24 protein-coding genes are annotated in these 25,796 nt (G+C 71.4%); 10 read left to right on the top strand and 14 right to left on the bottom strand.

Annotated elements, in window-relative coordinates; genetic code table 11:
• Positions 1–43: 43 nt before the first annotated feature.
• Positions 44–2,776 carry a phosphoenolpyruvate carboxylase gene (gene ppc, locus ACIG0D_RS09925; RefSeq protein ID WP_399797917.1) on the bottom strand — a complete coding sequence of 911 codons (2,733 nt, stop codon included), beginning with the start codon at positions 2,774–2,776 and terminating at the stop codon, positions 44–46.
• A 290-nt stretch (positions 2,777–3,066) separates the two neighbouring features.
• On the opposite strand from ppc, the gene ACIG0D_RS09920 reads away from it, so the two are divergent.
• From ACIG0D_RS09920 to ACIG0D_RS09910, 3 genes are read left to right on the top strand one after another with little or no spacing between them, the layout of a single operon-like run.
• On the top strand, positions 3,067–4,086 hold the full coding sequence (locus tag ACIG0D_RS09920) for an acyl-CoA desaturase (protein WP_399797914.1): 1,020 nt from the start codon (positions 3,067–3,069) through the stop codon (positions 4,084–4,086).
• Positions 4,083–4,760 carry a TetR/AcrR family transcriptional regulator gene (locus tag ACIG0D_RS09915; protein ID WP_399797912.1) on the top strand — a complete coding sequence of 226 codons (678 nt, stop codon included), beginning with the start codon at positions 4,083–4,085 and terminating at the stop codon, positions 4,758–4,760. The genes ACIG0D_RS09920 and ACIG0D_RS09915 overlap by 4 nt, the downstream gene beginning before the upstream one ends.
• Positions 4,761–4,801: 41 nt before the next feature.
• Positions 4,802–5,053 (top strand): type II toxin-antitoxin system prevent-host-death family antitoxin, encoded by a 252-nt coding sequence (locus tag ACIG0D_RS09910; protein WP_399797910.1) that lies wholly within the window; start codon positions 4,802–4,804, stop codon positions 5,051–5,053.
• A gap of 60 nt (positions 5,054–5,113) precedes the next feature.
• Here ACIG0D_RS09910 and ACIG0D_RS09905 read toward each other — a convergent pair whose 3' ends face one another.
• On the bottom strand, positions 5,114–5,917 hold the full coding sequence (locus ACIG0D_RS09905) for a trans-aconitate 2-methyltransferase (protein ID WP_399797908.1): 804 nt from the start codon (positions 5,915–5,917) through the stop codon (positions 5,114–5,116).
• A gap of 72 nt (positions 5,918–5,989) precedes the next feature.
• Here ACIG0D_RS09905 and tamR point away from each other — a divergent pair, with 72 nt between their 5' ends.
• Positions 5,990–6,487, top strand: coding sequence for a MarR family transcriptional regulator TamR (tamR, locus tag ACIG0D_RS09900; protein WP_019753616.1), 498 nt, complete (start codon positions 5,990–5,992; stop codon positions 6,485–6,487).
• On the opposite strand, the gene ACIG0D_RS09895 is transcribed toward tamR, so the two are convergent.
• Positions 6,446–7,231: a LuxR C-terminal-related transcriptional regulator gene (locus tag ACIG0D_RS09895; RefSeq protein ID WP_399797904.1), complete on the bottom strand. Its 786-nt coding sequence runs from the start codon at positions 7,229–7,231 to the stop codon at positions 6,446–6,448. The two genes, tamR and ACIG0D_RS09895, sit on opposite strands and share 42 nt — an antisense overlap.
• Before the next feature lie 246 nt (positions 7,232–7,477).
• Between ACIG0D_RS09895 and ACIG0D_RS09890 the strand changes: the two genes are divergently transcribed.
• Positions 7,478–7,930, top strand: a complete 453-nt coding sequence (locus ACIG0D_RS09890; protein ID WP_399797901.1) for a GNAT family N-acetyltransferase — start codon at positions 7,478–7,480, stop codon at positions 7,928–7,930.
• A 41-nt stretch (positions 7,931–7,971) separates the two neighbouring features.
• On the opposite strand, the gene galK is transcribed toward ACIG0D_RS09890, so the two are convergent.
• The 3 genes from galK to galT are packed head-to-tail and all read right to left on the bottom strand — an operon-like array spanning position 7,972 to position 11,155.
• Positions 7,972–9,126, bottom strand: coding sequence for a galactokinase (galK, locus tag ACIG0D_RS09885; RefSeq protein ID WP_399797898.1), 1,155 nt, complete (start codon positions 9,124–9,126; stop codon positions 7,972–7,974).
• 2 nt (positions 9,127–9,128) lie between these two features.
• Complete coding sequence (gene galE, locus ACIG0D_RS09880) at positions 9,129–10,097, bottom strand: UDP-glucose 4-epimerase GalE (protein ID WP_399797895.1); 969 nt, start codon at positions 10,095–10,097, stop codon at positions 9,129–9,131.
• A complete protein-coding gene (galT, locus tag ACIG0D_RS09875) occupies positions 10,097–11,155 on the bottom strand; it encodes a galactose-1-phosphate uridylyltransferase (RefSeq protein ID WP_399797892.1) in 1,059 nt (352 codons plus the stop codon). The genes galE and galT overlap by 1 nt, the downstream gene beginning before the upstream one ends.
• 190 nt (positions 11,156–11,345) lie before the next feature.
• On the opposite strand from galT, the gene ACIG0D_RS09870 reads away from it, so the two are divergent.
• Both ACIG0D_RS09870 and ACIG0D_RS09865 read left to right on the top strand, forming a co-directional pair.
• Positions 11,346–13,037, top strand: coding sequence for a sodium:solute symporter family protein (locus tag ACIG0D_RS09870; protein ID WP_399797890.1), 1,692 nt, complete (start codon positions 11,346–11,348; stop codon positions 13,035–13,037).
• 18 nt (positions 13,038–13,055) lie between these two features.
• Positions 13,056–13,382: a hypothetical protein gene (locus ACIG0D_RS09865; protein ID WP_399797887.1), complete on the top strand. Its 327-nt coding sequence runs from the start codon at positions 13,056–13,058 to the stop codon at positions 13,380–13,382.
• 51 nt (positions 13,383–13,433) lie between these two features.
• Here the strand turns inward: ACIG0D_RS09865 and ACIG0D_RS09860 are convergent, their stop codons facing one another.
• Positions 13,434–13,760 carry a hypothetical protein gene (locus tag ACIG0D_RS09860; protein ID WP_399797884.1) on the bottom strand — a complete coding sequence of 109 codons (327 nt, stop codon included), beginning with the start codon at positions 13,758–13,760 and terminating at the stop codon, positions 13,434–13,436.
• 295 nt (positions 13,761–14,055) lie between these two features.
• On the opposite strand from ACIG0D_RS09860, the gene ACIG0D_RS09855 reads away from it, so the two are divergent.
• Together ACIG0D_RS09855 and ACIG0D_RS09850 are read left to right on the top strand one after the other, a co-directional pair.
• Positions 14,056–14,343, top strand: coding sequence for a winged helix-turn-helix domain-containing protein (locus ACIG0D_RS09855; protein ID WP_399797880.1), 288 nt, complete (start codon positions 14,056–14,058; stop codon positions 14,341–14,343).
• 4 nt (positions 14,344–14,347) lie between these two features.
• The gene (locus ACIG0D_RS09850; protein ID WP_399797877.1) at positions 14,348–14,734 is read left to right on the top strand and encodes a DUF6193 family natural product biosynthesis protein; all 387 of its coding nucleotides are present in this window, start codon (positions 14,348–14,350) and stop codon (positions 14,732–14,734) included.
• 177 nt (positions 14,735–14,911) lie between these two features.
• Here ACIG0D_RS09850 and ACIG0D_RS09845 read toward each other — a convergent pair whose 3' ends face one another.
• The 4 genes from ACIG0D_RS09845 to ACIG0D_RS09830 form a co-directional block, all read right to left on the bottom strand.
• The gene (locus tag ACIG0D_RS09845; RefSeq protein ID WP_399797874.1) at positions 14,912–15,625 is read right to left on the bottom strand and encodes a LuxR C-terminal-related transcriptional regulator; all 714 of its coding nucleotides are present in this window, start codon (positions 15,623–15,625) and stop codon (positions 14,912–14,914) included.
• 289 nt (positions 15,626–15,914) lie between these two features.
• Entirely contained in the window at positions 15,915–17,813 is a 1,899-nt protein-coding gene (locus tag ACIG0D_RS09840) for a PQQ-binding-like beta-propeller repeat protein (RefSeq protein WP_399797871.1), read from the bottom strand.
• 79 nt (positions 17,814–17,892) lie between these two features.
• On the bottom strand, positions 17,893–19,686 hold the full coding sequence (locus ACIG0D_RS09835) for a PQQ-binding-like beta-propeller repeat protein (protein WP_399797869.1): 1,794 nt from the start codon (positions 19,684–19,686) through the stop codon (positions 17,893–17,895).
• Positions 19,687–19,899: 213 nt separating this feature from the next.
• A complete protein-coding gene (locus tag ACIG0D_RS09830) occupies positions 19,900–21,708 on the bottom strand; it encodes an ABC-F family ATP-binding cassette domain-containing protein (protein WP_399798197.1) in 1,809 nt (602 codons plus the stop codon).
• A 157-nt stretch (positions 21,709–21,865) separates the two neighbouring features.
• On the opposite strand from ACIG0D_RS09830, the gene ACIG0D_RS09825 reads away from it, so the two are divergent.
• On the top strand, positions 21,866–22,459 hold the full coding sequence (locus ACIG0D_RS09825) for a Uma2 family endonuclease (RefSeq protein ID WP_399797866.1): 594 nt from the start codon (positions 21,866–21,868) through the stop codon (positions 22,457–22,459).
• 6 nt (positions 22,460–22,465) lie between these two features.
• Here ACIG0D_RS09825 and ACIG0D_RS09820 read toward each other — a convergent pair whose 3' ends face one another.
• The 3 genes from ACIG0D_RS09820 to ACIG0D_RS09810 all read right to left on the bottom strand — a co-directional run bounded on the left by ACIG0D_RS09820 (position 22,466) and on the right by ACIG0D_RS09810 (position 25,739).
• Positions 22,466–23,362: a 4-(cytidine 5'-diphospho)-2-C-methyl-D-erythritol kinase gene (locus ACIG0D_RS09820; RefSeq protein ID WP_399797863.1), complete on the bottom strand. Its 897-nt coding sequence runs from the start codon at positions 23,360–23,362 to the stop codon at positions 22,466–22,468.
• Positions 23,359–24,228, bottom strand: a complete 870-nt coding sequence (rsmA, locus tag ACIG0D_RS09815) for a 16S rRNA (adenine(1518)-N(6)/adenine(1519)-N(6))-dimethyltransferase RsmA (protein ID WP_399797860.1) — start codon at positions 24,226–24,228, stop codon at positions 23,359–23,361. The genes ACIG0D_RS09820 and rsmA overlap by 4 nt, the downstream gene beginning before the upstream one ends.
• A gap of 83 nt (positions 24,229–24,311) precedes the next feature.
• Positions 24,312–25,739 carry a ubiquitin-like domain-containing protein gene (locus tag ACIG0D_RS09810; protein ID WP_399798195.1) on the bottom strand — a complete coding sequence of 476 codons (1,428 nt, stop codon included), beginning with the start codon at positions 25,737–25,739 and terminating at the stop codon, positions 24,312–24,314.
• Between the last annotated feature and the right edge of the window lie 57 nt (positions 25,740–25,796).

The raw sequence follows: 25,796 nt of genomic DNA, 5'->3' as shown, positions 1-25,796 counted from the left end.
CTCTCGGTGAGCGTGGGGGCGCCGTCGTGTGTGCGGGCGGGGGTCAGCCGGTGTTGCGCAGGCCCGCCGCGACACCGTTGACGGTGAGCAGCAGCGCCCGCGACAGCAGCGGGTCGACTTCCTCGCCGGCGGCGGCCGCGTCGCGCTGCCGCTTGAGCAGGGCGACCTGGAGGTAGGAGATCGGGTCGAGGTAGGCGTCGCGGATGGTGAAGGTCTGCTTGAGGACCGGCTGGGCGTCGAGCAGTTCCTTCTCGCCGGTGACGCGCAGGACCTCGCGGACGGTCAGCTCGTGTTCGGCCTTGATGGTGTCGAAGACGTGCTTGAGCTCGTCGGGGACGAGGGTGTCGACGTAGTGGCGGGCGATCCGCAGATCGGTCTTCGCGAGGGTCATCTCGACGTTGGAGATGAAGTTCCGGAAGAAGTGCCACTGCCCGTACATCTCGTCGAGCACGGTGTCGAGACCGGCCTCGCGCAGCGCCTTGAGGCCGGAGCCGACGCCGAACCAGCCCGGGACGATCTGCCGGGACTGGGTCCATCCGAACACCCAGGGGATGGCGCGCAGGCCGTCGAGCGAGACGCCGGAGCCGGGGCGGCGGGAGGGCCGGGAGCCCAGGTGCAGGTCGGCGAGCTGGTCCACCGGTGTCGAGGCGAGGAAGTACGCCGGCAGGTCGGGGTCCTCGACCAGGCGCCGGTAGGCGGAGTGGGCGGCGTCGGAGGCGACGTCCATGGCGGCGTCCCAGCGGGCGAGGGCCTCGTCGGACTGGCGCGGGGCGGTGTGCAGGGCGGAGGCCTGCAGCGTCGCGGCCACGGTCAGTTCCAGGTTCTCGCGGGCGAGGGAGGGGATGAGGTACTTGTCGGAGATGACCTCGCCCTGCTCGGTGACCTTGATCTCGCCTTCGAGGGTGCCCCAGGGCTGGGCGAGGATCGCGTCGTGGGTGGGGCCGCCGCCGCGGCCGACGGTGCCGCCGCGGCCGTGGAAGAGGCGCAGGCGGACGCCGTAGCGGTGGGCGACGTCGCGCAGGCGGCGCTGGGCGCGGTGGATCTCCCACTGGCTGGTGGTGATGCCGCCGAACTTCGAGGAGTCGGAGTAGCCGAGCATGACCTCCTGGACGTCGCCCCTGAGCGCGACGAGGCGCCGGTAGGACGGGTCGGAGAGCATGTCCTCGAGGATGGTGTCGGCGGCCTTCAGCTCGTCGGTGGTCTCCAGGAGCGGGACGATGCCGATCTTGGCCCAGCCGGCGTGGAGGTCGATGAGTCCGGCCTCGCGGGCGAGGACGGCGGCGGCGAAGACGTCGTCGGCGCCCTGGCACATGGAGATGATGTACGACTCGATGACCTCGGGTCCGAAGACCTCCAGGGCCCGCTTGATGGTCTGGAAGACGCCGAGGGTCTTCTCGCCGGCCGCGTCGACGGGCGCCGGGGTGGGGGCGAGGGGGCGGCGGGAGCGCAGTTCCTTGGCGAGGAGCCTGGTGCGGTAGTCGCGGGGCATGTCCGCGTACCGCCAGGACTCCTCACCGAGCCGGTCGAAGAGCTGGCCGAGGGCGTGGTGGTGGGCGTCGGCGTGCTCGCGGACGTCCATGGTGGCGAGCTGGAGGCCGAAGGCTGCCAGGGTGCGGATGGTGCGGTTCATCCGGCCTTCGGCGAACAGGGCGCCGCGGTGCTCGCGCAGGGAGGTCTGGATGAGGGTGAGGTCCGCCAGCAGCTCGGAGGTGCCGAGGTAGTCGCGGCCGGGCTCGTGCGGGGTGCCCTTGGCGAGGCGGAGCTTGGTGTTCTCCAGCTTCTGCCGGATGCAGGTGGCCTTGAGCCGGTAGGGCTCCTCGGCGTTGAGGCGCTTGTAGCGGGGGCTGATCTCGGGGAGGTTGTCGAGGTCGGCCTGGAGCGATTCCAGCAGCTCGGGGGTGGCCCCGCTGTAGCGGATGGAGTTGGACAGGAAGCCGCGCAGCTCGTCGATCATCTCCAGCGCGTCGTTGATGCCGTGCTCGTGCTGGAGGATGAGGACGTCCCAGGTCACCTGGGGGGTGACGTTGGGGTTGCCGTCGCGGTCGCCGCCGATCCAGGTGCCGAAGGTGAGCGGGCGGGTGTCGTCGGGGAGCTTGACGCCGACGCGCTCCAGCTCGGCCGTGAGGTCCTCCAGGACGTCGCCGACGGCGTTCGCGTGCAGCTCGTCCAGGTAGTAGATGGCGTTGCGGGCCTCGTCGGCCGGCTCCGGGCGGACGACCCGCAGCTCGTCCGTCTGCCACACCAGGTCGATGTTCTCGGCGAGGCGGACGTCGTGGCGGCGTCGGTCGGAGTCGAGGACGGGGGTGTCCAGCAGGGCGGCGATGCGCCGGAGCTTGTTCAGCACCGAGCGGCGGGCGGCCTCGGTGGGGTGGGCGGTGAAGACGGGGCGGACGTTGAGGTTGCGCACCGTCTCGCGCAGGTGCTCGGGGTCGGCGTCCTTCAGCCGGTCGGCCGTGCGGGACAGCAGGCCGCCCTCGGCGGCGCGCTTGGCCCGCAGCTCGCGGCCGCGGTGCACCTGCTCGGTGACGTTGGCGAGGTGGAAGTAGGTGGAGAAGGCGCGGACCAGCTTGGCCGCGGTCTCCAGTTCCGTGCCACGCAGCAGCTCGGCGGCGGCCTCGCCGTCCTCGCGGGTGAGGCGGCGGACCTTCTCGACGAGCTCCAGCAGCTCGGGGCCCTCCTGCCGCACCAGGGTCTCACCGAGGAGATCACCCAGCCGGCGGATGTCGGCGCGCAGCGCGCTGCTGTTCGTCGTGGTCTGGTCGTCGGCACTGCTCACAGGTGCGGCTCCTTGCAGTGTTGAAGCTCGTCTGGGAGGGGTACCCGGACGGCGTCTCGTACGGCGGCTTGCCGCATACGGGCCGGACATCCGGGAAGTAAACAGAGCGGACCGCGCTGTCCGACCGACATCAAGGATAGGTGTCCATGCGGACGCGCAGGCTTTCGGGCTCTTGCCGCCGGGCGAGCCGCTGCCATACTTACGACGCCGTAGGTTACGGAACCGTAGGGAGCTGCCCGGTTCGGTGGCCCCGGCACCCTTCTTGACCCTCGACCCCACAGGGGACGCCCATGACCCCAAGCTCCGATGTGATCGACAACGCCTCGCAGTCGACCGCCGAGACCTCCGCCGCTTCGACGCCGTCCGCCACGCTGGGCGGTGAGAAGAAGCGGTCCGTCGAGCAGATCACGCTGCTGCTCTTCATCGTCGTCCCGTTCCTCGCCCTGCTCGCGGCCGTGCCGCTGGCGTGGGGCTGGGGCGTGAGCTGGCTGGACCTCGGTCTGCTGGTCTTCTTCTACTTCCTCGGCTGCCACGGCATCACGATCGGCTTCCACCGCCACTTCACCCACGGTTCGTTCAAGGCCAAGCGCCCGCTGAAGATCGCGCTGGCGATCGCCGGGTCGATGGCGGTGGAGGGGCCGCTCGTCCGCTGGGTCGCCGATCACCGCAAGCACCACAAGTTCTCGGACGCGGAGGGTGACCCGCACTCCCCGTGGCGGTACGGCGAGACCGTGCCCGCGCTGATCAAGGGCCTGTGGTGGGCGCACATCGGATGGATGTTCGACGAAGAGCAGACGCCGCAGGAGAAGTACGCCCCGGACCTGATCAAGGACAAGACGCTGCGGACGATCTCCCGGCAGTTCGTGCTGTGGACGGCCGTGTCGCTGGGTCTGCCCGCGCTGATCGGCGGTCTGGTGACGATGTCCTGGTGGGGCGCGTTCACCGCGTTCTTCTGGGGCTCACTCGTGCGGGTGGCACTGCTGCACCATGTGACCTGGTCGATCAACTCGATCTGCCACGCGGTGGGCAAGCGCCCGTTCAAGTCGCGTGACCGCTCGGGCAACGTGTGGTGGCTGGCGATCCTGTCGTGCGGCGAGTCCTGGCACAACCTGCACCACGCGGACCCGACGTCGGCGCGCCACGGTGTGATGCGCGGCCAGCTGGACTCCTCCGCCCGGCTGATCCGCTGGTTCGAACAGCTCGGCTGGGCGTACGACGTGCGCTGGCCGTCACGCTCGCGTATCGATTCCCGCCGGAACACCGGGGAGGACGACTCCCGGCGCCGGAAGGAGGCCGCCGAGGCGGCATGATTGACGCCGTGGCGACCGACTCCAGCAGTACCCCGAACAGTGACAAGCCGCGGCGCACGCGCCGTACCCGAATGACCGGTGCGGAGCGACGCCAGCAGCTGCTGGAGATCGGTCGCACCCTCTTCGCCGCGAAGGGCTTCGAGGGCACGTCGGTGGAGGAGATCGCCGCGAAGGCGGGGGTCTCGAAGCCGGTGGTGTACGAGCACTTCGGCGGCAAGGAGGGGCTGTACGCGGTCGTCGTGGACCGCGAGATGCGGCGCCTGCTGGACATGGTGACCGGCTCGCTGACCGCCGGACACCCCCGCGAACTGCTGGAACAGGCGGCGTTCGCGCTGCTGGACTACATCGAGGAGTACACGGACGGCTTCCGGATCCTCGTCCGCGACTCCCCCATCCCCCAGTCGACCGGTTCCTTCGCCTCCCTCATCTCCGACATCGCCACCCAGGTGGAGGACATCCTCGGCAAGGAGTTCAAGAGCCGCGGCTTCGACCCGAAGCTCGCCCCCCTCTACGCCCAGGCCCTGGTCGGCATGGTCGCGCTGACCGGCCAGTGGTGGCTGGAGGTCCGCCGCCCGAAGAAGGCGGAGGTGGCGGCCCACCTGGTGAACCTGGCGTGGCACGGCCTGGACGGCCTGGAGCCGAAGCCGCGGTTGATAGGGCACCGGAAGAGCTGAAATCCAGGGTGCCGAGGCCTGCGCCGCGGAATGCCGGGTCCATGACCAGGATTCCGATCGACGAGGCAGGCCCCCGGCTCGACGAGCTGGTCCGCCGGGTAGCCCACAGCTGCGAGACGATCGCCCTCGCCGACCATGGACACGTGGCCGCGCTTCTCGTATCACCTCGGGTGATCGAAGATCTGGAGGACTCCCTCGCAGTCTCCGACTACCGGCGCCGCAAGGCCGAAGGCACGCTCGGCGCCGGCATCCCGCACGAGGACGTCAGACGCATCCTGGGGCTGGGCCCCTGAGCTGTAGGCCGGCCGGCGTCGGCCTGCTGTTGTCGGCGCGGCTTCGGGGCCACTCCCGCCTCACCCCTCCTTTCGGGCCACCGCGAACACACGGCGGAACGGAAACGGCGTGCCGTGCCCGGTCGGCGGGTACGCCTCGCGGAGGGCGTCGCGGTAGGTGCGTACGAATGACTCCTGGGCCTGGGGGTCGTCGGCCAGGGCCGTGAGCACTGGGCGCAGGGCCGTGCCCTTCACCCAGTCCAGGACCGGGTCATCGCCCTCCAGGAGATGGACGTACGTGGTCTCCCAGACGTCCGCCACGCAGCCGAGGTCCGTCAGGCGGCTCAGGTACTCCGACGGCGTGAGGACGGCGTTCTCGTGGCGCAGCGCCCCGGCGAGGCGGTCCCGCCAGGGCGGGGACTCGGCCAGCTCCCGCAGCAGCCGGTGGCTGGGGGCGTCGAAGTTGCCGGGGACCTGGAAGGCGAGGGTGCCGCCGGGGGTGAGGGCGGCGATCCAGTCGGGGAAGCGGTCGGCGTGACCGGGGATCCACTGGAGGGTGGCGTTGCTGATGATCAGGTGGTGCGGCTCGGCGGGCGTCCAGGTGCGGATGTCGGCCTCGCGGAACTCCAGCCGGCCGCCGCCCGGGGTCTGGCCGCCGGACGCCCGCGCCAGCATCTCGGGCGAGTTGTCGTAGCCCGTGACGCGGGCGGTGGGCCAGCGCCGGGCGAGGAGCTCGGTGAGGGTGCCGGGGCCGCAGCCGAGGTCGGCGATGCGGGGCGGGCCTGCGGGGAGGTCCGGGACGCGGGCGAGGAGGTCGGCGAAGGGGCGGGCGCGGGGGCCGGCGTGGCGCAGGTACTGGGCGGGGTCCCAGATCGGGTCAGCCATGGCGCCAGACTGGCAAGCAAGTCTCTTGACGTCAAGAGACTTCACATCGACACAACCACTACACTGATCGCCATGGAGGACGAGGTCGATCGGCTGGTCGCAGCGTGGCGCCGGGAGCGCCCGGACCTCGACGTGGAACCGCTCGAGGTGCTCAGCCGGGTGAGCAGGCTCGCCCGGCATCTGGACCGCGCACGCCGTCTGGCCTTCTCCGAGCACAGCCTGGAGCCCTGGGAGTTCGACGTGCTGACCGCGCTGCGCCGCGCGGGCACGCCGTACCAGCTCTCGCCGGGTCAGCTGCTGACGCAGACCCTGGTGACGTCCGGGACGATGACCAACCGTATCGACCGGCTCGCCAAGAAGGGCCTGGTGGAGCGGCTGCCCGACCCCAGCGACCGGCGCGGTGTGCTGGTCCGCCTCACCGACGAGGGCCGCGACCGCGCCGACCAGGCGCTGGCCGGGCTGCTGGACCAGGAGCGCGCCATCCTCGCCGAGCTGTCCCGCGCCCAGCGGGGGGAGCTGGCCGCCCTGCTACGCCAGCTGACCGCCCCGTTCGACAACATCCCCGGTTAGGTCGGCCGGCCCCACCCCGGCCCGCCGGGCGAGCGCGACCGCGGCGAGGGTGGAGTGCACGCCCAGCTTGCCCAGCACGTTCTGCATATGCGTACGCACCGTGTGCGGGCTGAGGAACAGCCGCTCGGCGACCGCCTTGCGGCCGAGGCCGGCCACCATGCAGCGCAGCACCTCCCGCTCCCGCGGGGTCAGCGACTCCACCAGCCGCTCGCTCTCGGTGCGGTGCCGGCGCGCGGCGGTCAGCTCCCGCAGCACCCCGGTGAGCAGCGCGGGCGGCAGATGCGTCTCGTCCCGCAGCACCCCGCGGATCACCGTGAGCAGCCGGGACAGGGAGCAGTCCTTCGCGACCCAGCCGGAGGCGCCCGCCTGGAGCGCCAGGGCCGCCCGCCGCGGGTCGTCCTTCTCCGCGAGGACCACGATCCGCACCCCCGGCTGCGCCGAGCGCACACAGCCGACCAGGGAGATCCCGTCGACGACGCCGTCCTCGCCGCTCTCACGCGGCGCGGGTACGGCCGCCACCGCGGGCCGGGGCAGGGGCGCGGGCAGGCTCCCGCCGAGGTCGGCGTCCACGAGCAGCACGTCGAACCGCCGGCCCTCGGCCGCCGCCCGTTCCAGGCTGCGCAGCGCGGCCGGGCCGCTGCCCGCCGCGGACACGTCGACGTCGGGTTCGGCGGCCAGGGCCGCCGCCAGCGACTCGGCGAAGATGCGGTGGTCGTCGACGACCAGGACTCGGATGCGAACCACTGATACCCCCACTGGTCCGGACAGACCGGAACACGAAGAACCGGCGCGGGTACAGCGCCCGAGCGGTGTGGCACCCACGACCGCACGGCCGCCGCCGTGCCATGACTGCTACCCCCGCTGCGGGCGCCGTACCCGACTTGTCTCGCCCCCTGAACAGCACCGGCCCCCACCGGTGCCAGTTCCTCAGAGTACGGGCGGGGGGCCGCGGCGGAAGGCTATTTGCAGAACTGGCGGTCCGCCGCGTTTATGGTGAGCCGCATGTTTCGTCTGGAGACAGAAGTCGACAAGGCCCGGCGCGATCTTCTCCGTTCGCGGCTGCGCGACACCAACACCGCGGCCTCGCCGGTGCTGGCGGCGCTGCGAGGCACGCGGGGGGCGCGCGAAGTGCCGTTGCACGTCTGGGCGTCGGACGAGACGGGGGAACTGGCGGGCGGGCTGGTCGGTCACACCTGGGCGACCTGGCTGCACGTGACGTATCTCTGGGTCGACGCGCCGCACCGGGGCGCCGGTCTGGGCGGCCGGCTGCTGGCCGAGGCGGAGCGCGTCGCCCGCGACGAACGCGGCTGCGGGGCCGCGCGGTTGGAGACCTGGGACTTCCAGGCGCCCGGCTTCTACGAGAAGCAGGGATACGAGGTGGTGTGCGTGATCCCCGACTATCCGCCGGGGATCACCGAGTACACCTTGGTGAAAAGGTTTTAGACGAACGGGTTCCAGATGAACCGGTTCCATAAGGGGCGGCGCTAGCCGATCCGCCGCGCCCCCGGCGACGGCACCGCCTCGAACACCCGCGGCGCGGTGAAGCCGGCCGCGGCGAAGGCCTCCTCGACGGCCTTGGTGATCGTGTCGACGTCGGCCGCCTCCGCGAGGACGATCGCCGAGCCGCCGAAGCCGCCGCCGGTCATCCGGGCGCCCAGCGCGCCGGCCGCGAGCGCGGTGTCCACCACCAGGTCCAGCTCCGGGCAGGAGATGCGGAAGTCGTCGCGCAGCGAGGCGTGGCCCTCGGTGAGGACGGGGCCGATCGCCCGGGTGTCACCGGACTCCAGCAGCGCGACGACCCTCTCGACGCGCTCGTCCTCGGTCACCACGTGGCGGACCAGGCGGCGCACCTCCTCGTCGTCGCCGAGCCGGTCCAGCGCCGCGTCGAGTTCCCCGTACGGGATGTCCCGCAGGGCGTCCACACCGAGCAGCGCGGCGCCCTTCTCGCAGCCGGCGCGGCGCTTGCCGTACTCGCCGGTGGAGTGCTCGTGCTTGACCTGGGTGTCGACGACCAGCAGGCGCATGCCCTCGGCGGCGAGGTCGAACGGGATCTGCCTCTGGGACAGGTCCCGGGTGTCCAGGAACAGGGCGTGGCCGTCGGTGCAGCAGGCGGAGGCCGTCTGGTCCATGATGCCGACGGGGGCGCCGACGTAGACGTTCTCGGCGCGCTGGCACAGGCGGGCCAGCTGCCAGCCCTTCAGGCCCAGCTCGTACAGGTCGTTCAGGGCGAGGGCGACGACGACCTCCAGGGCCGCCGACGAGGACAGGCCGGCGCCCGCCGGGACGGTGGAGGCGAGGTGGATGTCCGCGCCGGTCACCGGGTGCCCGGCCTCGCGCAGCGCCCAGACCACGCCCGCCGGGTAGGCGGTCCAGCCCTTGTCGGACTCGGGCGCCAGGTCGTCGAGGCGCAGCTCGGCGACGCCGCCCTCGACGTCGGCGGAGTGCAGCCGCAGCCGGCCGTCGGTGCGGCGCGCGACGGCGGCGAGCGCGGTGTGCGGCAGCGCGAAGGGCATCACGAATCCGTCGTTGTAGTCGGTGTGCTCACCGATGAGGTTGACGCGGCCGGGTGCCGCCCAGACGCCCTCGGGTTCGGCCCCGTACAGCTCGGCGAAGCCGTCCCGTACCTGCTGTGCGCCCACGCTCACCGCTCCCTCGTGATGTTCTGCGCGAACTCCCACGCGTCCGCGACGATGCCCGCGAGGTCCGCGCGGGTCGGGTTCCAGCCCAGCTTCTCGCGGGCGGTGGCGGCGGAGGCCACCAGGACCGCGGGGTCGCCGCCGCGGCGGGGGGCGACCACCTCGGGGATGGGGTGGCCGGTGACCCGGCGGACGGTCTCGATGACCTCGCGGACGGAGAAGCCGTTGCCGTTGCCGAGGTTGCAGATCAGGTGCTCGCCGGGCTCGGCGGCCTTCAGGGCCAGCAGGTGGGCCTCGGCGAGGTCCGCGACGTGGATGTAGTCGCGGATGCAGGTGCCGTCCGGGGTGGGGTAGTCGTCGCCGTAGATCGAGATGGCGTCGCGGCGGCCCTGGGCGACCTGGAGGACGAGCGGGATGAGGTGGGATTCGGGGTCGTGGCGCTCGCCGCAGCTGCCGTAGGCGCCGGCGACGTTGAAGTAGCGCAGTGAGACCGCGCCGAGGCCGTGGGCCTTGGCCTCACCGGTGATCATGTGGTCGACGGCGAGCTTGGAGGCGCCGTAGGGGGAGGTGGGGGCGGTGGGGTCGGTCTCGGTGATGGGCGTGCTGACGGGCTCGCCGTAGGTGGCCGCGGTGGAGGAGAAGACGAGCTTGCGCACGCCGGCCTCGCGCATCGCGGCGAGCAGGGCCATGGTGCCGCCGACGTTGTTGTCCCAGTACTTCTCCGGCTTCACCACCGACTCGCCGACCTGGGAGAAGGCGGCGAAGTGCAGCACGGCGTCGTAGGAGGAGTCGAGCCACTTGGCGGCGTCGCGGATGTCGCCCTCGATGAACGCGGCCCCGGCGGGGACGCCCTCGCGGAAGCCGGTGGAGAGGTTGTCCAGGACGGTGACCTCGGTGCCCGCCTCCAGCAGATGCTGGGCGACCACGCTGCCGACGTATCCCGCGCCGCCCGTCACCAGGTACTTACCGCTCATCAACTCGCTACCTCTCGCAGTCGCTCGGCCGCGCGCTCCGGCGGCACGTCGTTGATGAACACGCTCATGCCGGACTCGGAACCCGCGAGAAACTTCAGCTTGCCGGAAGTCCGTCGGATGGTGAAAAGCTCCAGGTGGAGCGCGAAGTCGTCACGCGTGACGCCGTCGAACTCCGCCAGCTGGCCGAACGGCGCCTGGTGCCAGGCCGCGATGTACGGCGTCGGAGGCTCACCCTCGCCGAAGATCCGGTCGAAGCGCCTCAAGAGTTCCAGATAAACCTGGGGAAACTCTGAGCGCGCGTCCTCGTCGAGCGCCAGCAGATCGGGCACGCGGCGCTTGGGGTACAGGTGGACCTCGTACGGCCAGTGGGCGGCGTACGGGACGAAGGCCGCCCAGTGTTCACCCTCAAGGACGACCCGCTCGTCGGCCAGTTCCCGCTCCAGGACGGCGTCGAACAGGTTCTCCCCGCCGGTGGCGTCCTTGTGGGCGGCGAGCGAACGCAGCATCAGGGCGGTGCGCGGGGTGGTGAACGGGTAGGCGTAGATCTGCCCGTGCGGGTGCTGGAGGGTGACCCCGATCTCGGCGCCGCGGTTCTCGAAGCAGAACACCTGTTCCACGGAGGGCAGATGGGAGAGCTCCGACGTCCGGTCGGTCCAGGCGTCCAGGACCAGCCGCGCCTGCTCCTCGCTCAGATCGGCGAACGAGGCGGTGTGGTCGGAGGTGAAGCAGACGACCTCGCAGCGGCCGGAGTCGCCGGCCAGGGAGGGGAAACGGTTCTCGAAGACCACGACGTCGTACGACGAGTCGGGGATCTCGCTCAGCCGTTCGCCCTCGGAGGGGCACAGCGGGCACTCGTCGGCCGGCGGGTGGTAGGTGCGGCCCTGCCGGTGCGAGGCGATGGCGACGGAGTCGCCGAGCAGCTCGTCGTGGCGGACCTCGGAGGTCGTCACGGTCCGGTCCAGCGGACGGCGGTCGACCGCGTCGCGCACGGCGTCGTCGCGCAGGTCGTAGTAGATCAGCTCACGACCGTCGGCCAGCCGGGTCGAGGTCTTCTTCACCGCGGACTCCTCATTCGAGCCACCCCATCACTAAGCCCACCCATCAAACAGAACCAAACACATCGAAACACAACTCACCACGACCGTCAACATCACAATCAAACAAAGACCATCACCAGAAGTGTTCAATTACTGAACGCGGAGGCGTAGGTTCCGCCACGGATCAGTTCGCGCAACGAAGCGAGTACTTATGCAAACCCCCACACACACCACCTCACAGCTGGCGGCCGAGCTACGACTCCCCACGAACTGGCTCGACTACACGATCCTCGGGATCTACTTCGTCGTCGTCCTCGGCATCGGTTTCGCCGCCAAGCGGTCGGTGAAGACCAGCCTCGACTTCTTCCTCTCCGGCCGCTCCCTGCCCGCCTGGGTCACCGGTCTCGCGTTCATCGCCGCGAACCTCGGCGCGACCGAGATCCTGGGCATGGCGGCCAACAGCGCGCAGTACGGCGTCTACACGACGCACTGGTACTGGATCGGCGCCATCCCGGCCATGGTCTTCCTCGGCCTGGTGATGATGCCCTTCTACTACGGCTCGAAGGTGCGCTCGGTCCCCGAGTTCCTGCTGCTGCGCTTCGACAAGGCGGCGCACCTGCTCAGCTCGATCCTGTTCGCCTGCGCCGCCATCCTCATCGCCGGCGTCAACCTCTACGCCCTCGCCATCGTCGTCGAGGCGCTGCTGGGGTGGCCGCAGTGGGTGGCGATCGTGGTGGCCGGATTCTTCGTCCTCGCGTACATCACCCTCGGCGGCCTCTCCTCGGCGATCTACAACGAGGTGCTCCAGTTCTTCGTGATCCTGGCCGCGCTCATCCCGATCACGGTGCTCGGGCTGAAGTCGGTCGGCGGCTGGGACGGGCTCTCCGACAAGCTGACCGCGCAGCACGGCGGCGACTTCATGACCTCCTGGGGCGGCACCGGCATCGGCGAGGCCAACCCGCTGGGCGCCAACTGGCTGACGATCGTGCTCGGCCTGGGCTTCGTGCTGTCGTTCGGCTACTGGACGACGAACTTCGCGGAGGTCCAGCGCGCCCTGTCCGCGAAGAACCTCTCCGCCGCCCAGCGCACCCCCCTGATCGCCGCCTTCCCGAAGATCTTCATCGTCTTCCTGGTGATGATCCCGGGCCTGGTGGCGGCGGCGCTCGTCCCGGCGATCGGCACGCCGGACTCCGACCTCCAGTACAACGACGCCATCCCGTACCTGATGGAGTCCCTGCTGCCGAACGGCGTGCTGGGCATCGCGGTGACCGGTCTGCTGGCGGCGTTCATGGCCGGCATGGCGGCGAACGTCTCGTCCTTCAACACCGTCTTCACCAACGACATCTGGGCGAGGTACGTGGTCCGCGACCGCGCGGACGACTACTACGTGCGGTTCGGCCGCCTGATCACCGCGATCGGCGTGCTGGCCTCCATCGGCACGGCGTTCCTGGCGTCGTCCTTCTCCAACATCATGAGCTACCTCCAGACGCTGTTCTCCTTCTTCAACGTGCCGATGTTCGTCGTCTTCATCATCGGCATGTTCTGGAAGCGGGCGTCGATGAAGTCCGGCTTCTGGGGCCTGATCGCGGGCACGACCGCGGCGATGGTGAACTACTTCTGGATCTACAAGCAGGGCATCGTCGACATCCCCTCCGACCAGGGCGCCAACTTCGTCTCGGCGATCGCGGGCTTCGTCGCGGGCGCGGTGGTCATGGTGGCGGTCTCCCTGTTCACCAAGCCGAAGCCGGCCGAGGAACTCCAGGGCCTGGTCTACGGCACCCGCTCCCCCGGCATGTCCGAGCCGCCCGCCCCCGGCGACGAGGCCTGGTACCGCAAGCCCGCCCTGCTCGGCTGGGGCGCGGTCGTCCTGGCCGCCGCCTGCTACATCCCGTTCTCGTTCTGACCGGAGGCCTGAGAAACCATGTCCGAACACCACGAGCACGGGTACAGCGAGAAGGACGTCCTGCGCGAGGTCACGGAGCTGGAGGGCAAGTCCGCGACCGCGGCCCGCCTCTTCGACATCCGCCGCATCATCGGCGGCCTCTTCGTGATCTACGGCGTCATCGTCACCATCGCCGGCCTCACCGACGACGACGCCGCGATCGACAAGGCCCAGGGCGTCAACATCAACCTCTGGACCGGCCTGGGCATGCTGGCGCTGGGCCTGTTCTTCCTCATCTGGCTGAAGCTGCGACCCACGGCTCCGCCGCCGCCGGACGCGATCCCGGAGGAGAAGCGGGCCGAGTAACTCGGATACGGGGCCGGGACCCACTCGCGGGTTCCGGCCCCATACGCATGCCTAGGCATCGCCGGGGTGGGACTCCTCCTCGCCGAGCCTCAGCCCTCGTGACTCGGCGACCCGCAGGGCGGCACTCAGACACTCGGCGAGCCGGAGCCCGGCGTACCGCAGCTCGGCGTGCGGGGAGAGCGGGTCGTCGAGGACCTGCCGGGTGACGGCGAGCACGTCGGCACTCGCGGCAAGCTGCCGCGCTTCCGCGGAGTCGGCCAGCCGGGAGAGGTACCCGTCTCCGGCACCGGGGAGGAGATAGCAGGGCTTGCCCTCCGGGGAGGTCCACGGCAGCAGTCGGACGACAGACTCCGGATCGGTGCGCTGCGGCTGCTCCATCAGGCGGCCACCCCTTCGAGGTAAGGGCGTACGAGGCGGGTGGCGGCGCCGTCGAGGGGGCCGGTCGAGGCCGTAGGGGGAGCGGTGGAGGGGGGCGGGGACGCGGAGAATGGGGTGGGGCGGGCCGGGGACCTGCTCGGTGGGTTCCGGTGCCGGGAGCGAACAGCGTCAGCAGCCACGCCGCAGCCCTGTGGATGACTCGGACGGCATCGCTATGACTCGGCATGACGCGTCCGGGTGCGTCATGACTCTGCCTGCCTATCTCCGCCGCGTTCTGACTGCTTAGTGTGCTCCCATGTCTGAGGACCAGGATTGGCGCCCCGACCCGGCGTCCCGGATCTATGTGTACGTGCAGATCGCGGACCGCATCTCGAGCCAGATCCGCTCAGGACAGCTCGCAGTAGGCGCCCGCCTGGCGTCGGAGCCCGATCTCGCAGCCCAGTACGGCGTCGGCATCAACACCCTGCGCCGCGCCATCCGGGAACTCAGGGAACGCGGCATCGTGGACACCGTCCCCGCGAAGGGCACCTTCGTGATCGCCGTGCCCGAGCCGGAGGCAGGCGCCTCCCGCGGCGACGAATAAGGCCATGGACTGGAAGGCCTATGCGGAGGCTCGCGAGGCGGAGATCGCCGCGGCGCGCGAGCGTGGCCCGTCCCATCTCGTCGACCTGCAATGGCGGCAGTTGCGGGAACGGGCCGCTGAAGCCGGATACACCGGCTTCCTGGTCCTTCTGGATGCGGCGGCTGCCGAGCCGAGGCTGCGGCAGCTCTTCCCGTTCACCAGCATGTGGGTCCTGTGTTTCAGTTCGAACGTGGACGAGCCGTCCTTGGCGGAGGCACCGGCTGTCGTCGCCCGACTCGACGGCCGATTCCAAGTCAAGGCTGACCGTTGGGGCGACATCATCGGTGAGACCGACTCCGCGGCCGAGGCCATCGCACTTGTCGTGGCTCACCTCCCGCCGCACCTTCGGTGAGACACCCCGGCGAGGATCCGGCACGCCGTCCGGACGCCGCAGGCCGGCTCGGCCGACTGGGCGTCAATGATCGCACCGGTACGGCCGGGCCCCTGTTGAGCCCCGGTTCTCGTACGTGACCCAGGCGGCCGCGGCGGCCAGGAGCGCTGAGATCAGGCGCCGGGGCCGGGCTGACCGTCACAGCTCCGGCCTCGTGCCCGGTTCCGGACTGCTCCCGGGGTGCCGCAGCGGCCCCGCCCTGTCCAGCAACCCCGTCCGAGCCGCCAGTGCCGCCGCCTCCAGGCGGGAGCCCACCCCCAGTTTCATCAGGACGCGTTGGACGTGGGTGCGGGCGGTGGAGGGGGCGATGCCCATGCCTGCGGCGATGAGGCGGGTGTCCTCGCCGTCGGCTACGCGGACCAGGACCTCGACCTCGCGGGGGGTGAGCATCTGGAGCAGGCGCTGGCCCTCGTCGTCGGGCTGGGCGGTCGGGTTGAGGAGTTCGGCGAAGGCGCCCTGGAGGAGGGCGGGGGCGACGGCCGCCTCGCCCGCGCGGGCCTTCATGATGGCCCGCTCGACGCCCTCTATGCGCTCGTCGTGACGGACGTAGCCGGACGCGCCGGCGGCGAAGGCCGCGGCGATGCCGCGGGGGGACGGGACCGGGCCGAGGACCAGGACCGCCACCTGGGGGCGTTCGCGTTTGATGCGCGTCACCGGGTCGAAGGCGCCGGGTTCCGCCGGGGCCGCCGTGCCCAGCAGGCATACTTCGGGCGCCCGCGTGATCACCAGCTCGGCCGCGCCCGCGGCGGGCGCCGCCGCGGCGAGCACCCGGTGCCCGCGCAGCTTCAGCGCCGAGGCCAGCGCCTCCGCGAGCAGACGGTGGTCGTCGACCACCATGAGCCGCACTCCCATCGAGCAACCCCCAGTCCCCCCAGTGGACGCCTCTATGGCTGCCCACGGATCACTCGGACAGACCCCCGCGCAGGGCCCCCCGGCACCCGCGCTCTTTCATGCCCCCGGAAGCTACACGCTTGTTCGACGTTGCGCTGCCCCTACTGGTGAGAACTGCCCCGTAACTCCGATATTCCGCTCATTCGAGGGTGTTGACGGGGTTGAGAGTTACGCGCACGGCCCCGTCCCTGAGCTGGGACGGGGCCGTGCGCTCCGGCGCGTGCGCCGGGGGGGGCGAGCGGGTGCCGGGTCAGCCGGTCGCGCCGAAGGCGACCGCCAGGTACTTGTCGCCGTACGAGGACGACGAGCTGGCGAACGTCTCGGACAGGTACAGCCGGCCCTGGGAGTAGAGCAGCTCCGAGTACTTGGGCGACATGCCGGTCTCGACGTCGCGGACCGACTCGTCGGACGGGTTCTCCAGCAGCTTGGTCTCCTTGAAGCTGCCGCCGTCGAAGCTGACGACCTGCCCGCCCTTGTCCCACGGCGGCGCCTTGTACGCGATCACGTTCCCGCCGTCCATGCGCAGCGGCATGATCGTGTAGCCGTCGCCGGCGTCGCCGCGCTGGCCGGTCGGCTTGCCGGTGGCCAGGTCGAAGACGATGATCTCGTTGGTCGAGCCGTAGTCGCCCGTGGTGTCGTGCTCCTCGGTCGGGATGTACAGCCGGTCGTTGCCGACGGCGATCCCCGTGCAGTCCTCGATGCGGGAGATGCCCTCGCAGGACGCGGCGTACTCGTCGCCGGGCGCCGAGATGCGGGTGCGCAGCTTGCCGGTCTTGTTGTCGATCGAGAAGAAGTCGGAGATGCCGGAGCCGTCGCCCGCGGCGTCACCGACGTCGGCGGCCACCACCAGCGGCTCGGTCGAGACCACGCTCGCGTACTCGATGCCCTGGGCCATCTTGTACTCGGAGATGACCTTCCCGGACTTCGGGTCGATGGTCTGGATGTGCAGCTGCCGCGCGCCGTACTGGCCGCACTTGCGCACCGCGACCAGCTTGGCGCCGCCGCCGTAGCCCGCGTCGTAGCAGGTGTCGGCCGGCTTCGGGGCCCACAGCGCCTTGCCCGTGGTGAGGTCGAAGGCGGCGCCGCCGCTGGTGCTGCCGACGGCGACGGTGGACGCGCTGATCGTGATGTTGTCGAAGTTGATGTCCCGGTCACCGGTCTTGGCGGTCTTCTGCCACAGCTTGGTGCCGGCGGCGAGGTCGATCACGGCGACCTGGCTGCATCCCTCGAAGCCGTCCTTCGCCGGCATCTTCGGCTGGAAGACCACCGCCGTCTTGAAGTCCTTGGTCATCTGGCGGCTGGCGTGGCAGACCGGGCCGGGCAGCTTGATCGTCCAGGCCTTGGTGCCCTTGGCGACGTCGTAGCCGACGATCTCGGCGACACCGCTCTTGGCGTACACCTTGCCGGTGAGCCAGGAGCCCTCCACGACCACGGTGTCGTCCTTGGCCACCTTCGGCATCGGCACCTGGAACAGCACCTTGGACGCCGGGTTGGCGGGGACCTTCTCCGTGCCCTTGGAGGAGCCGCCGGAGCCGCCCTTGTCGTCACCGCCGCCGGTGCCGCCGCCGGAGCTCGCGGTGTTGTTCTTGTCGTCACCCTTGCCGGAGTTGGCGTACCAGACGCCGCCGCCGACGATCAGGGCGATCGCGACGACCGCGGCGACGATGATCGCCAGCTGGGCGTTGATCTTCCGCCCGCCGCCGGCCGGCGGGGCCGCCTGCGGGTGCATCGGCATGGTCGGCTGCGGATAGCCGTAGCCGGGACCGGGCTGTCCGTACGCACCGGGCTGCTGGCCGTACGGGGGCGTCGGCTGGCCGTACGGGTTCGGCTGGCCGTATGCGTTCGGCTGCTGGCCGGCGGGCGGGCCTGGCGGCGGGGTGGCCGGGGCGCCGTACGGGCCCGGCTGCGGGCCGGGGTAGCCGTAGCCGGACGGCGGCGGGGTCTGCGGCGGGGGCGGTGCCGCGGGGGCGCCCTGCGGGGGCTGGGGTGCCTGCGGGTAGCCGTAGCCCGGCTGGGGGGCCTGGGCGGGCGGCGTCTGCGGGGCGCCGAAGCCACCCTGTTGCTGCGGGGGCTGGGGCGGGTCCTGGGGTGCGCCGAACCCTCCCCCCTGCGGGGGCTGCTGAGGCGGCGGGGGCGGTGGCTGGGTCATCGTGGGGTACCTCTGGGGACGGATCGGCCGAGCGGGCGAAAGGGCGAAGGGCGCGTCAGATCAGGAGACAGGGGGCTCGTCACTTGCCGTAGGCGAGCATCAGCTTCTCCCTCGCTTCGTCGTCGCCGGACAGCCGCGTGGTGGACAGGTACAGCCGGCCGTCCACCCAGTCGACGTCCCGGGAGAAGAAGCCGTTCTCGACGTCCGCCGCGCCCGCCGGGTTCTGGAGCAGCTTCACCGGCTTGTGGCTGCCGCCGGTGGTGGCGATGGACACGACCTGGCCGCCCGCGTCGTACGACGGCTCGACGTAGGCGACGAGCTTTCCGCCCTCGGCCTTCAGCGGGAACATCGTCTCGTCCGTCGGGGACTTCACCCGCCACTTCTCCTTGCCCTTGGCCAGGTCGACCGCGATGACCTCGTTGGCGCCGGTGGTGGCCTCGGTGGGCAGGTAGAGGGTGTTCGCGTCGACGGCGACGCCGTTGCAGCCGGTCAGGTCACGCTGGAGGACGGCCCAGCCGCACTCGGGGGCGATCGCGTCGTCGATGTCGACCTGCGAGCGGATCCTGCCCTTGTCGGTGAACGTGGCGATGTTCCACGTGTCCTTGTCCTCGTTGGTGCTGTAGACCACCAGCGGGTTCACCGAGAAGGTACGGCCGATCCGCCAGCCCTTCTCGTACGCGAACGTCCACTTGACCTTGCCGGTCTTCGGGTCCAGCTCCTGGATCTCGTCGTGCTCGTTGTCCGTGGCGGCCCCGCAGGAGGCGACCTGGATCAGCCGGGAGCCGCCCGCGAACGCGGCCGGGAAGCAGGCGTCGCCGTACTTCTTCTTGTCGAAGAGCTTCTTGCCGGTCGTGACGTCGTACGCCGTGCCGGACTGCGAGCGGCCGACCATCAGGGTGTTGCCGGCGATGGACAGCTCGACGGTGATCGTGCTGTCGAACAGCGCGCCGTCGGCGATCTCGCCGCTCCAGCCCTTCTCGCCGGTGTTCAGGTCGATCTGCTGGAGCTGGTTGCACTTGGCGCGGTCGCTGGCGCCGCTCATGTACGCCACGACGATCTTGTCGTCGGCGGTCTTCTGCGGGGTGGTCGCGCAGATCTTCTGCGGGAAGGTGATGGTGTCCCAGGTGGGGTTGCCGTCCCCGACGTTGTAGCCGACCAGGTCCTTGTACGCCGCCTTCACAGCCGTCTTGTCGGTGATCCACATGCCGTTGGCGTCGGCGCCGGAACCGGGCGCGTCGGGCGCCTCCTTGTACCAGAGCACCTTCGACTCGCCCGGCTGGCGGCCCTCGTTGAGGTTGTCCGGGTCGGCGCCGCCGTCGCCGCTGCCGTCACCGGGGTTGACCGGGGACTCGGGGGCGGTGGGCTTGGCGTCGTCGCTCTTCCCGGCGACCGGCTTCTTCTTCCCGCCGTCGTCGCCGCCACTCGTGACCGCGTACACGGTGCCGCCGATGACCAGCAGCGCCGCCACGGCCGCGCCGATGGCGAGCGCGGGCTTGCCCTTGAAGGGGTTGCGGGAGCCGCCGCCGGGCGGCGGGGTGCCGGGGGCGCCGGGGAACTGCTGCTGCGGGAAGCCGTAGCCGGGCTGCTGCCCGGGCTGGCCGTAGGGACCCGGCTGCTGCGGCGCGCCGTACGGGCCCTGCTGGGGCTGGCCGTACGGGCCCGGCTGACCGTAGGGGCCCGGCTGCTGGGGGGCGCCGTACGGGCCGGGCTGCTGCGGGTAGCCGTAGCCCGGCTGCGGGACGCCCGGGGGCTGGGCGGGGGGCGGAGGGGTGCCGGGCCCCGGGTTCTGCGGGGCACCGAAGCCGCCCGGCGGCGGATCCTGCGGAGCGCCGAAACCGCCCGGCTGCGGCGGCTGGTTGGGCGGCTGGGTCATCTGCGGTTCCCCCTTGTGACCGATGTGGCGCCGCGCCCTGTGGCGCTGCGTTTCCGCCACACCCGTGATTCTCAGACGTTTTCAGACGGTACTCAGACGGCCCTTTCTATCACCCGGGACCGACAACGCAGCGGGCCGCGTCCTCCCCTGTTCCCAAGGGAGGACCGGCCCGTGATGCCGCCGTTACACGCCTTCACGCCCCCTTCACCAGGGTTACGCGTCCTCGGCCAGTTCGAGCCAGCGCAGTTCCAGCTCCTCGCGCTGGCCCGCCAGTTCCCGCAGTTCGGCGTCCAGTTCGGCCACCTTCGCGAAGTCCGTGGCGTTCTCGGCGATCTGCGCGTGCAGCTTGGTCTCCTTCTCGGAGATCTTGTCCAACTGGCGCTCGATCTTCTGGAGTTCCTTCTTGGCGGCGCGTTGGTCGGCGGCGCTCTTCTCGGCCGTGGCCGCGGGCTTCGGGGCGACGGGGGCGGCTGCCGCCGCGGCCTCCTCCATCTTCCGCCGCCGCTCCAGGTACTCGTCGATCCCGCGCGGCAGCATCCGCAGCGTGCCGTCGCCGAGCAGGGCGAAGACGCGGTCGGTGGTGCGCTCGATGAAGAACCGGTCGTGGGAGATGACGATCATCGAGCCGGGCCAGCCGTCGAGCAGGTCCTCGAGCTGGGTCAGGGTCTCGATGTCGAGGTCGTTGGTGGGCTCGTCGAGGAAGAGGACGTTGGGCTCGTCCATGAGCAGCCGCAGCAGCTGGAGCCTGCGGCGCTCACCGCCGGAGAGGTCGCCGACGGGCGTCCACTGCTTCTCCTTGGAGAACCCGAACGTCTCGCACAGCTGCCCGGCGGTCATCTCCCGCCCCTTGCCGAGGTCGACGCGCTCGCGCACCCGCTGCACGGCCTCCAGGACCCGCCAGTCCGGGTCCAGTTCCGCGACCTCCTGCGAGAGATACGCCAGCTTGACCGTCTTGCCCACGTTGATCCGGCCGGCGGCGGGCTGCGCCTCGCCCTCGGTCCGCGCGGCCTCCGCCATCGCGCGCAGCAGGGAGGTCTTGCCGGCGCCGTTGACGCCGACGAGACCGATCCGGTCGCCGGGGCCCACGTGCCAGGTCACGTGCTTCAGCAGCACCTTGGGCCCGGCGGTGACGGTGATGTCCTCCAGGTCGAACACCGTCCTGCCGAGCCTCGACGACGCGAACTTCATCAGCTCGCTGCTGTCCCGGGGCGGCGGCACGTCCTTGATCAGCTCGTTGGCGGCCTCCACGCGGAAGCGCGGCTTGGACGTGCGGGCGGGGGCGCCGCGGCGCAGCCAGGCCAGCTCCTTGCGGACCAGGTTCTGCCGCTTGACCTCCTCCGTGGCCGCGATCCGCTCGCGCTCGGCGCGGGCGAAGACGTAGTCGGAGTAGCCGCCCTCGTACTCGTAGACGTCGCCGCGCTGGACGTCCCACATGCGCGTGCACACCTGGTCCAGGAACCAGCGGTCGTGGGTGACGCACACCAGCGCCGAGCGGCGCTCGCGCAGATGCCGGGCCAGCCAGGCGATGCCCTCGACGTCGAGGTGGTTGGTGGGCTCGTCGAGGATGATCAGGTCCTGCTCGTCGATGAGCAGCTTCGCCAGCGCGATACGGCGGCGCTCACCGCCGGAGAGCGGCCCGATGACCGTGTCCAGGCCCTGCGGGAACCCCGGCAGGTCCAGCCCGCCGAACAGTCCGGTCAGCACGTCGCGGATCTTCGCGTTGCCCGCCCACTCGTGGTCGGCCATGTCCCGGATGACCTCGTGCCGGACGGTCGCCTCCGGGTCGAGGGAGTCGTGCTGGGTGAGCACGCCCATGCGCAGCCCGCCGGAGTGCGTGACCCGCCCGGAGTCCGCCTCCTCCAGCTTGGCCAGCATCCGGATCAGCGTCGTCTTGCCGTCGCCGTTGCGGCCCACGACACCGATGCGGTCACCCTCCGAGACGCCCAGGGAGATGCCGTCGAGGAGGGTACGGGTGCCGTAGACCTTGCGGACGTTCTCGACATTGACCAGGTTGACGGCCATTTCTCTCCTGCTCACGGGGGACGGTCAGCCTTCAAGCGTAGGGCCTCGGGGGTGGGGGGCGGGGCGCGAGGGGATCGTCACTCGTTGTGATGACGCGATCGGGAATCGGCGGCTACCGTGGAGGGCAGGCAGCAGGATCCCGTCCATGGGAGGAATCATGACCGCCGAGTCCGCGAAGCACCGCGTCCAGTGGCCGGTGCCACCGCAGGACGGCTACACCGTGGACGACCTGTTCACTCTGCCGGATCTCCCGCCGCACACCGAGCTGATCGACGGGAGTCTGGTTTTCGTGAGTCCGCAGCGCCACTTCCATTACGCCGCGATCCATCTGCTGGCGAACGGACTGCGCAGCACCCTGCCGTCGAGCTTGAAGGTCGCCTGTGAGATGACGGTGGTACTCGACCCGCGCAACGGGCCGGAACCGGACATCTGCGTGGTCCACAAAGAAGCCTTCACCGGCCAACGTCAGACCCGTTTCGCGGCGCCCGATGTCCTGCTCGCCGTGGAGGTGGTCTCACCGGACTCCGAGGCCCGCGACCGTGACACCAAGCCACACAAGTACGCCGCAGCCGGTATCCCCCACTTCTGGCTGGTCGAGATGGGCGGCCAGGACGACCACCCCGTGGTCCAGGTGTACCAGCTCGGCGAGGCCACCGGCACGTACGCGCTGACCGGCATCTACCACAACCAGGTCAAGGTCAGCGTTCCCTACGACATCGACATCGACCTGACCACCATCGACCGGTACTGAGCCCTCTCAGACCACCGTCGCCCCCACCACCGGCCCCGCCGCCACCCGCACCGCGCGGCACGTGCCCGACATCCGCAGCGCCTCCGCGACCTTCTCCGCGGAGGCCGCGTCCCGCGTGAGGAACGCCGTCGTCGGCCCCGACCCCGAGACCAGGCCGGTCAGCGCGCCCGCGGCGCGGCCCGCCGCCAGGGTGTCCGCCAGTTCCGGGAAGAGGGAGAGCGCGGCGGGCTGGAGGTCGTTGGAGACGGCCGCGGCGAGCGCGTCCGCGTCGCCCTTGGCGAGGGCGTCGAGGAGGTCGCGGGAGGCGACCGGCTCGGGAACCCGAGTGCCCTCGGCGAGCCGGTCGAACTCGCGGAACACGGCCGGGGTCGACAGCCCGCGCTCGGCCATCGCGAACACCCAGTGGAAGGTCCCGCCGACCTCCAGGACCGTCAGCTTCTCGCCCCGCCCCGTGCCCAGCGCCGCCCCGCCGACCAGGCTGAACGGCACGTCGCTGCCGAGTTCGGCGCAGATGTCGAGCAGTTCCTCGCGAGTGGCGCCGGTGCCCCACAGCGCCTCGCAGGCGAGCAGCGCGCCCGCGCCGTCCGCGCTGCCGCCCGCCATGCCGCCGGCGACCGGGATGTCCTTGGCGATGTGGATGTGCACGTCGGGGGTACGGCCGTGGCGGCGGCCCAGTTCGATCGCCGCGCGCGCGGCGAGGTTCGAGGAGTCCAGCGGCACCTGGGCGGCGTCGGGGCCCTCGCAGGTGACCCGCAGTCCGTCCGGGGACTCGGTGACCGTGATCTCGTCGTAGAGGCCGACCGCCAGGAAGACGTTCGCCAGGTCGTGGAACCCGTCGGGGCGGGCGGCACCCACTGCGAGCTGGACGTTCACCTTGGCCGGGACGCGGACGGTGACGCTCACTGACCGGCCTCCTTGTGCTCGGCGATGCGGGCGAACTCCTCGACGGTCAGGGACTCGCCGCGCGCCTGCGGTGAGACGCCCGCGGCGACCAGGGCGGCCTCGGCGTCGGCCGCCGACCCGGCCCATCCGGCGAGCGCGGCCCGCAGGGTCTTGCGCCGCTGGGCGAACGCCGCGTCGACGACCGCGAAGACCTCCGCCTTGGAGGCGCTGGTCTTGATCGGCTCGGCGCGCCGGACCAGCGAGACGAGCCCGCTGTCGACGTTCGGCGCGGGCCAGAAGACGTTGCGGCCGATGGCGCCGGCCCGCTTGACCTCGGCGTACCAGTTCGCCTTCACGGACGGCACGCCGTACACCTTCGAGCCGGGCGCCGCGGCCAGCCGGTCGGCGACCTCCGCCTGCACCATCACGAGGGTGCGCTCGATGCTCGGGAAGGTGTCGAGCATGTGCAGCAGCACGGGGACGGCCACGTTGTACGGCAGGTTCGCGACCAGCGCGGTCGGCGCGGGGCCGGGGAGTTCGGCGACGTGCATCGCGTCGGAGTGGACCAGCGCGAACCGGTCGGCGCGGTCCGGCATCCGCGCGGCGATCGTGGCGGGCAGCGCCGCGGCGAGGACGTCGTCGATCTCGACGGCCGTCACCCGGTCGGCGACCTCCAGCAGCGCCAGGGTGAGCGAGCCGAGCCCCGGGCCGACCTCGACGACCACGTCGTCGGGGCGCACCTCGGCGGTGCGGACGATACGGCGGACCGTGTTCGCGTCGATCACGAAGTTCTGGCCGCGCTGCTTGGTGGGGCGTACGCCGAGGGCGGCCGCCAGTTCACGGACGTCGGCGGGGCCCAGCAGGGCGTCGGGGGTGGGGCTGCTCACGGCACAAGGGTACGGGGGCGCGGGGCGGGGTCGGTCCGCGGCGGGCTCGGGGAAGCGGTCGTGGGCGGCCGGGGCCGGTGGGTTCACCCCTGGAGCCGGGAGCCGCAGTGCGGCCAGGGGCTGGCGCCGCGCCGCAGGTACAGCTTCTTCGCCCGGTAGGTCTGTTCGGCGGCGGGCGCGTCCTGGGGGCGGCCGGTGCCGCCGAGGCTGTGCCAAGTCTGGGTGTCGAACTGGTAGAGGCCGCCGTACGTCCCCGAGGCGTCGACCGCGTCGGGCCGCCCGCCGGACTCACAGGCGGCGAGGCCCTCCCAGTTCAGGTGGTCGGCGCCACGCACGGAGGTCGGCAGCGGCTTGGTGCCCACCTTCACCACCTGGGTGACCGGCGCGCGCACCAGCTCGGTGCGGATCCGGCGCGGCTTCTGCCGGACGCCGTTGACGGTGCGCAGGGAGTAGGTGACCCGGCGCAGGCCCGGCTGCCCGGCCTGCTCGACGATCTCCGTGCCCCGGAAGACGGCCGGGTCCTCGATCCGCCGCACCTGGAACGGGATCTGCTCCTCGCGCACCTCCTTGCCGCCGGTGATGCGCAGCACGGTGACGGTCTGCCCGTCGCGCGGGAAGCTGCCGGGCGGGACGGAGGTGGTGTCCTGGCCGCGCAGGGTGATGCCGGCCTGTTCGACGGCCTCGCGGACGGTCGCCGCGTTGGTGCGGACGACGCGGGCGCGGCCGTCGGCCATGATCGTGACGGAGCGTTCGGTGCGGACGTCCAGGGTGAGGCCTTCGCGCCCGATGCGCCGGGAGCGCGAGGTGGACAGATACGCGCCCTCCGCGCGCACCCCGAGCTGTCTGAGCGCCCCGTCCACCGTGCGCGCCGTCGTCCACACCTCGCGCCGGTGTCCGTCGAGGGTGAGCCGGACGGGGCGCCCGTAGCGGACCACCACCTCGTCGCCGCTGTCGAGCGCCGTGCCGGGGCCCGGCGCGACCACGTCGTGCGCCCCCACCTCGACGCCCTCGTCGGCGAGGAGTTCGGTGACGTCGTCGGCGAAGGTGTGCAGCGTGCGCGCTCGGCCGTCGACGCTCAGCTCGATCGCCTTGTCCTCGGCGACGAACGCGGTGGTGCCGCCGGCGAGGAAGGCGACCACCAGCGCCTGCGGGAGCAGGCGGCGCATGGAGCCGTCCGGGCGCTCGGCGTACCGCGCCCTGCGCCGGCGCGCGGCCCGCCGGCTCGCTCCGGCGCGCGGCACGGGCACCGGGGCGGGAGCCGAGAGGGGGCCGGAGCCGGGCGCGGCAACGGGGGCGGCGGCGGTGGGCGCGGGCCCCGGGGCTCCCTCGTAGGCCGGCGCGTACGTGTCCTCGTACGCCCCGTCCGTCACCCCGTACGCCGCCCCGCCCGTCCCCCCGTACCCGTAGGCCACCTCGTACGGGGCGCCGTCGAACGCCTCTCCGTACCCCAGCGTCTGCGCCGAGTGCGGATCGAAGCCGTCGGGCGCCCCGGGCACGGTCTCCGTGCGCATGGTCTCCGTGCCATGGGCGCCGTAGCCGTCATAGGTGCCGTAGGGCGCGTACTCGGC

This window comes from Streptomyces sp. NPDC052773, assembly GCF_044547145.1.
In the GTDB taxonomy this organism is placed as follows: Bacteria; Actinomycetota; Actinomycetes; order Streptomycetales; family Streptomycetaceae; genus Streptomyces.
This window is presented reverse-complemented; position numbering and strand designations above follow the sequence as displayed.